The organism is Sulfuricurvum sp. MLSB, from assembly GCF_000747095.1.
In the GTDB taxonomy this organism is placed as follows: Bacteria; Campylobacterota; Campylobacteria; order Campylobacterales; family Sulfurimonadaceae; genus Sulfuricurvum.
On sequence record NZ_JQGL01000107.1, the window covers coordinates 1 to 6,232 of the forward strand.

7 protein-coding genes and 1 pseudogene are annotated in these 6,232 nt (G+C 51.7%); 2 read left to right on the forward strand and 6 right to left on the reverse strand.

The window, feature by feature from the left end; genetic code table 11:
- From JU82_RS07805 to pdxH, 6 genes are all read right to left on the reverse strand, one after another.
- A partial coding sequence (locus JU82_RS07805) for a DUF523 and DUF1722 domain-containing protein (protein WP_037949063.1) occupies positions 1 to 683 on the reverse strand: 683 nt, incomplete at its 3' end.
- Positions 680 to 1,381, reverse strand: coding sequence for a LytTR family DNA-binding domain-containing protein (locus JU82_RS07810; RefSeq protein ID WP_037949065.1), 702 nt, complete (start codon positions 1,379 to 1,381; stop codon positions 680 to 682). The genes JU82_RS07810 and JU82_RS07805, both read right to left, overlap by 4 nt.
- A complete protein-coding gene (locus tag JU82_RS07815) occupies positions 1,362 to 2,381 on the reverse strand; it encodes a histidine kinase (RefSeq protein WP_037949067.1) in 1,020 nt (339 codons plus the stop codon). Before JU82_RS07815 ends, JU82_RS07810 begins: the two co-directional genes overlap by 20 nt.
- Before the next feature lie 79 nt (positions 2,382 to 2,460).
- Entirely contained in the window at positions 2,461 to 3,402 is a 942-nt protein-coding gene (gene hemH / locus JU82_RS07820; protein WP_037949074.1) for a ferrochelatase, read from the reverse strand.
- Between the two features lie 101 nt (positions 3,403 to 3,503).
- Positions 3,504 to 4,928, reverse strand: coding sequence for an SDR family oxidoreductase (locus JU82_RS07825; RefSeq protein ID WP_037949081.1), 1,425 nt, complete (start codon positions 4,926 to 4,928; stop codon positions 3,504 to 3,506).
- 23 nt (positions 4,929 to 4,951) lie between these two features.
- Entirely contained in the window at positions 4,952 to 5,590 is a 639-nt protein-coding gene (gene pdxH, locus JU82_RS07830) for a pyridoxamine 5'-phosphate oxidase (protein WP_037949083.1), read from the reverse strand.
- Positions 5,591 to 5,736: 146 nt separating this feature from the next.
- Here pdxH and JU82_RS07835 point away from each other — a divergent pair, with 146 nt between their 5' ends.
- Entirely contained in the window at positions 5,737 to 5,994 is a 258-nt protein-coding gene (locus JU82_RS07835) for a hypothetical protein (RefSeq protein ID WP_037949085.1), read from the forward strand.
- Positions 5,991 to 6,232: pseudogene (locus tag JU82_RS07840) on the forward strand (AarF/ABC1/UbiB kinase family protein); the annotation flags it as partial. The gene JU82_RS07835 and the pseudogene JU82_RS07840, both read left to right, overlap by 4 nt.

A 6,232-nucleotide genomic window follows, 5' to 3' on the forward strand; every position in this document is an offset into this window, starting at 1 on the left:
GCAATCGCCGTTTTGAAGAGGTGCTCGTAGCGTCCGAGAAGAGTCTGAAACGGTTCTCCCTCGCGGTTGGCGACGACATTACCCAGTTGCCGGTAGAGCATCTCGTTTTTGGACTGGAGCATGAATTTGCAGGCGGTATGAAACTCTACCAGATCGCCGATACCCGTACAGGCGGCTTTGAACTGTTCGAAGGCATCGTACGCAAACACCTGCATGACGAAATTTTCGCGCAGCCACATGTCTTGAAGCCGTCCTTCTTCTTCCATCGGCAAAAGGGGGTAGCGTTCGCGGCACATGCGGGCGAATACGCCGTCCTCTTTCCCTTCGCACATACCGTTTTCCAGATAGAGCTTGGCACTTTTCATGCCGCAGCTGGGAGATTTGGATTTGAAGATGACGCCGCAAAGAGGTTGTGATTCGAGTTTGGAGAGTTCGTAGCGGCTTGTGCGTATCAATGCGTCGGTGAGGTCCTCGCCCGTTTTGTTCGACTGGACGCGTACTTCGCCCGCATTGTTTACGAGGCGAACCGAGGGACGAGGCGTGCCGAAAGCGAGGTGTTCGGGGCAAAACGGGATGAAATCGGCAAAAGCGCGCAGCTCGTCAGTGATGAAATGATCGAGCTTATGTCCTCCGTCGAAACGGATTTTTTCGCCCAGTAGACAGGCGGATACGGCTATGGTCATTGCTCTTCTCCTTTGAATCGGCTGCGAAATTGTTTGGCCCCTTCTTTGGAGCTTTCGATGCTCTCTTTGATCCCTTCGAACGTGAAGCTGATGCGGCTTTGATCGATAGTTTCCATGTCGTCGATGGCGTTGAGATTGATCAGGTACGAGCGGTGAATCCGAAGAAAGCCGTAGGGTTCGAGGAGGGTTTCAAGATCGGAGATTTTCTTCGGATAATAGCAAAACCCTTTGGCCGTGCGAAAGATGACTTCGGTGAGGTCGGCTTTGACGTAGAATATCTCTTCGGGGGTAAGGAGATAGTGATTCTCGCCCGCTTTGGCGATCAGGCGCAGCTCCTTGGGCTTGGCTCTGCCCTTGATCCGTTCTATCGCTCGCTCGACCTGCTCGGCGCTGTAGGGTTTGAGGAGGTAATCGACTGCTCCTACGTCAAAAGCTTTGAGGGCGAACGTGTCGTGCGCGGTCTGGTAAATAACCGAAAGTTTTTCGTGTTCATATTGCAGGGCATATCCCAGCTCGATGCCGTCCATTTCAGCCATCGAGATATCCAAAAATGCGATATCGAAATCATGTTTTTTTGCCGCTTCGAGGGCTTCGGCGCCGTTGGATGCCGACGTTACGGAATTGTATCCCAGTGACCCCAGAAGCCGCACAAGGCGGGCAATGGCAAGCGGTTCATCATCAACGATCAGAAATTTCATGAGGTTCCTTGAGGGTAATGAGATAAGCCGGGGGATCGAAACTCTCGATCGTAAGTGTGCCTTGGCACAGATAGGCCAGCCGTTCTTGCAGGTTTGACAATCCGATGCCATAGGCCGGCGAGATGATCGGTTTTCCGTTATTGGACACGCGAATGTGCAGCGCGTCATTCACGCGGCAATCGATAGTGAGGGAAAACGGGACGGTTGTCCCCTGCATGCTGTGTTTGATCGCATTTTCGCACAACAGCTGAATCGAAAATTTGGGTACTTTCCATCGCTCAAGAGCATGGCCGCAATCGATCCGTAAATCGATCGATCCTCTGAAGCGGATGTTTTCGAGTTCGATGTAGTCGCGTACGTTTTTAAGCTCCTGATCGAACAGAATAAGGGGCGTTTCCGTCATCGTATTGCGCAAAAAAGTGGAGATTTTCAGTACCGTTTCTTCGGCTTTGGCCGTATCCTGATGAATCAGTTCGGCGAGCGAGTTGAGGGCATTGAAAAGAAAATGGGGATTCAGCTGGGTCTCAAGAGAACGGACGCGGCTGTCGACGAAGAGACGGTCGATGTGCTCTTTTTCGTTGCGGGTTTTGACGAAACGGTACATGAGCGCTCCGATGAGGTAGGTCAGTATGCCGATGATAGAAGCGGTTTCGTACGGATGGAGTGCGAAGAGATCAATCGTCGTGACGGAATTGTAGCGAAGGACGAAATGGGTACCAAGCGTCCCCAAAAAGCCGGAAAAGAATGAAAAAACAGCCGCGATGGCGTTCCACCATTGACGGCTGAGGCGGGGAAGAAGATAGCGGTTCATGGCGGAGATGAAAATCAACGAATACGTCGTAATGAAAAATCCGATGACTATGCCGAAAATCGCTCCCTCCCATACCGACAGCCCGCTAAGATAGTAGCTGAACACCGACATAATGGTGGAAAACGATACACCGATCAGCAATACGCTTAGCCAGTCGTTGCGGGTAATGCGCAATTCAAGGTCACCCATTATTCAAGCTCCTCTGATCTGTAAGCTAGTCTATCACAAATCAATGCCTGAAGCAAATCGATGATCGCATGGTCGTGGTTCATGGCTGCATCGCCCGGTACAAGTGTTCAAGCGTGTCGATGAAACGGGGGTGATCGTTGGGGGCTTTGCAGACACGATATTCCTCAAATCCCATTTGTTCGGCTTTTTCCCGATATTCGATGTCGAGTTCGAATTCGGTTTCGGAGTTGTCGATGGTAAAGGCTATCGGGTAGATAATAACCTTTTTTTTCCGCAATGCGGCGAGCTTGTCTTCCAGATACGGTCGTATCCACTCCATCGGTCCAAGACGCGACTGGTAGGCAAGATGCGTTTTGTTAAAACGGATACCGGCATGGTTCAGGGCCCGACGGACATGATAGACGTTGAAACGGATGTGCCGCTGATACGGATCGCCCTTGTCAATGATGCTCTGCGGAAGCCCGTGCGCGGAAAAGACAAGATCGAAATCGGCTGCATCGGCGTTGTCGAGAGCCTCTTTGATCCGTTCGACAATACAGGCTATGTAGGAAGGTTCGGCGTAATAATGCTCAATTGTCCGAATTTTATGGGAAATGCCAAGACGCGCCGCCTCATCACGAATCGCATCGAACGACGAGAGGGTTGTGGTGGATGAGAAATGGGGATAGAGAGGAATGGCATAAATTTCGCTGTAATTTGCGACGTCGCGCAATACGTCACGGGTATAAGGAGGAGTGTAGCGCATGACGTAGAAAACGTCGGCATCGATTCGCCCCGAAAGAGCATGGACGACATTGCGGGTATGACCGATAATCGGAGACACTCCGCCAAGCCGGGCGTAATTGTGCATCGCTTCCTTACTGCGGCGTGACGTGATGAACCACGCGATTAATTTGCGTATCGGCGCAGGTGCAGCGATAATACGCGGGTCGTTAAACATGTTGCGCAGAAACGTCTTCACCTCGCCCAGGTGATTCGGACCGCCCATATTCAGAAGAAGTACCGCTTTTTTATGGTTCATGCGAACATCCAATCGAATGAGTATTTTGTGAAGGCATAATCTTAGAAAAAAAAGGAATCTGTTCGTAGAGGGTTTCTGGCGATTGGTGGCGTTGGAATGGCTTAAAAGCGCATCGGCGCTTTTGATGCCTCATTCATCAGGCTGTTTATCATGCCTTTGAAGACCAGAAAATGAAAGGGGATCAGCGCGTACCAATAAAGCCTTCCGGCAAGCCCCTGCGGATAAAAATAGGCGGTTTGATAAAGACTGCCGTCTTTGATCCTCCATTCGAGCCATGCTTTGCCGGGTAGCTTCATCTGCGCATACAGCAACAGCCGCTCGTTCTCCTGAAGATCAACGACTTTCCAAAAATCGATGCTGTCGCCGATACGCAGCGTATGCGGATCGCGCCGGCCGCGGGAGAGGCCGTATCCGCCGACGAGTTTGTCGATGAATCCGCGTATTCCCCAGAGCAGTTCGTATCCGAACCATCCCCTGTCCCCTCCGACAGAGCAAAAGGTTGCATAGACGCGGGAAGGCTCTACTCCCCCCAGCGTAACGACCTGGCGGTCGGTAAAGACCGCATCGGCGAGTGCGGAGTGGTCAACTTCCCATGCCGTTCCCGAAGTGTCCGACCACCGGCTGAGGACTTGCGTGTTTTTGATCTCTTCGACCGCCGCTTTGACCGCATCTTCGTATTTCATGGGACGTATGGCAGGAAAAAGACGCGATGCATTGTCATTTTTGACCAATACCTCGCTTTTGAGCCCTTCGATCAACGCCGAAGCGACCGAGTAGGGAACCGGGGTCATGAGGGTGAGCCAGTAGGAGGAGAGTTTGGGGGTGAAAAAAGGGACGGGAACCAAAACGCGTTCCAGACCTACTGCGTGGGCGTATCCGAGCAGCAGCTCTTTGTAGCTCATCCGTTCGCTTCCGATGTCGATGATGATGTTTCCTTCGTATCGGAGTGCGGCAGCGAGGGCCAGATACTCGATGACATCGCGCTCGGCGGTCGGCTGGCAGAGGGTATTGACCCATTTTGGGGTGATCATGAAGGGGAGCTTTTCGACGAGATTGCGGATGATCTCGAAACTGGCCGATCCCGAACCGATGATGACCCCGGCGCGGAACCAGAACGTCTGGATTTGATCGGGCCGTGCGCTCAGGATTTCGCCGGTTTCGATCCGACTGAGAAGATGCTCGCTCGCGCTCTCCTTCTCACCAAGTCCGCCCAGATAGATGATCCGTTTAACGCCGGCACGGATACAAGCGTCTCTAAAGTTCGTTGCGCTTTGGCGGTCGAGTTCGCGGTAGTTGGCCGATTCCATCGAATGGATCAGATAGTACGCGGTATCGATTCCTTTCAGTGCGCGCTCAAGGCTTTCGGTATCGAAGGTGCTTCCCTCGACGATCTCGCAGCGTTCGCCCGCCATGACGACTTGGCCGTGTTTTACAAAAAGGCGAAGGCGGATCTGCGGCATCTGAAGTAAACGGTGTTTGAGCCGGCGGCCGATGTAGCCGTTGGCTCCGGTCAGCAAAATAGTCATCGTATTTCCTTGTATGAAGTGTATCAGGGGGCGAGTCTTGAAATTACCCAATGTCCCTCATGACGCGTGTAGAGCAAGCGGTCGTGCAGGCGGCTTTCTCTCCCTTGCCAAAACTCGATTTTTTCGGGAACAACCCGATAGCCGCCCCAAAAATCGGGGAGAGGGACTTCGCCGGAGCTGAATTTGGCTTTCATCTTTTCCACCTGCATCATGAGCGCCTGCCGCGAACTGATGACTTTGCTTTGGTCGCTGACCCAAGCGCCGATTTTGCTGTCGTGTGAACGGCTCAGAAAATATTTGAGCGATTCGGCGGTCGAAATTTTTTCGGCGCGGCCGAGTATTTTCACCTGACGCTCCAGGTCGAGCCATAAAAACTCCAGCGCCACGTTGGGGTTTATCGCAATATCGCGGGCTTTGTCGCTGTTGTAATTGGTAAAAAAGACAAACCCCCGCGTGTCGAAAATTTTCAGCAGCACGGCGCGGATGCTGGGGACGTTGTTCGCATTTACAGTGGCGAGTACCATCGCATTGGGTTCGCTGATCTGCGCCGATTGTGCTTCTGCGAACCATTTTTCGAATTGTTTGAGCGGATCGGGATGAACGGAATCTTCATCGAGAACGGCTTGGGAATACTCCCGCCGCATTTGGGTAAGATCGAGCATGATCGCCTCCTTTGGTTATCCTGATTGTCACTCATTCGCGTGATTATTCGTAGTCCGTCAATGGCAGTTCATCAAATGACAAAAAAACACTATCGAACGTTATCATCTAATGTTATCATGTTACACTATATCAAAAGGAGTCGATCATGTTAAAAGAACTGATGTACACCGGATTGGGCGGCGCTTTGCTCTTCAAAGAGCGGGTAGAAGAGGAGCTTAAAAAACTCGAAGAAAAAGGGAAAATCAGCACATCCGACACCAAAAGTTTCCTCGAAAGCCTCAAAACCAAAGGCGAAAACGAAGAGACGCGCCTTAAAGAGGAGATTAAAACCGCGATCAAAGAGGTCATCGAAGAGTTGGGACTGGCAACGAAAAAGGACATAGAAGAAGCGCTCAAAAAGTGATCTCTCTGTACTCTCCGCTGCGCCTTTGGCGCATCTTTGCACTGTTGCTGTCGTTGTATCTGCTGATCAAGAAGAAGCCTTCTTTTCTGGGGATGAAGCCACTCTCGGCGGTACGGCTGAAAGAGACGATTACCGTGCTCGGGACCAGTTTCGTCAAATTGGCGCAGGTATTGGCCACGCGCAGCGATTTTTTCGATGAAGCGTATTTGAAAGAACTGGCAACACTTCACGACGATCT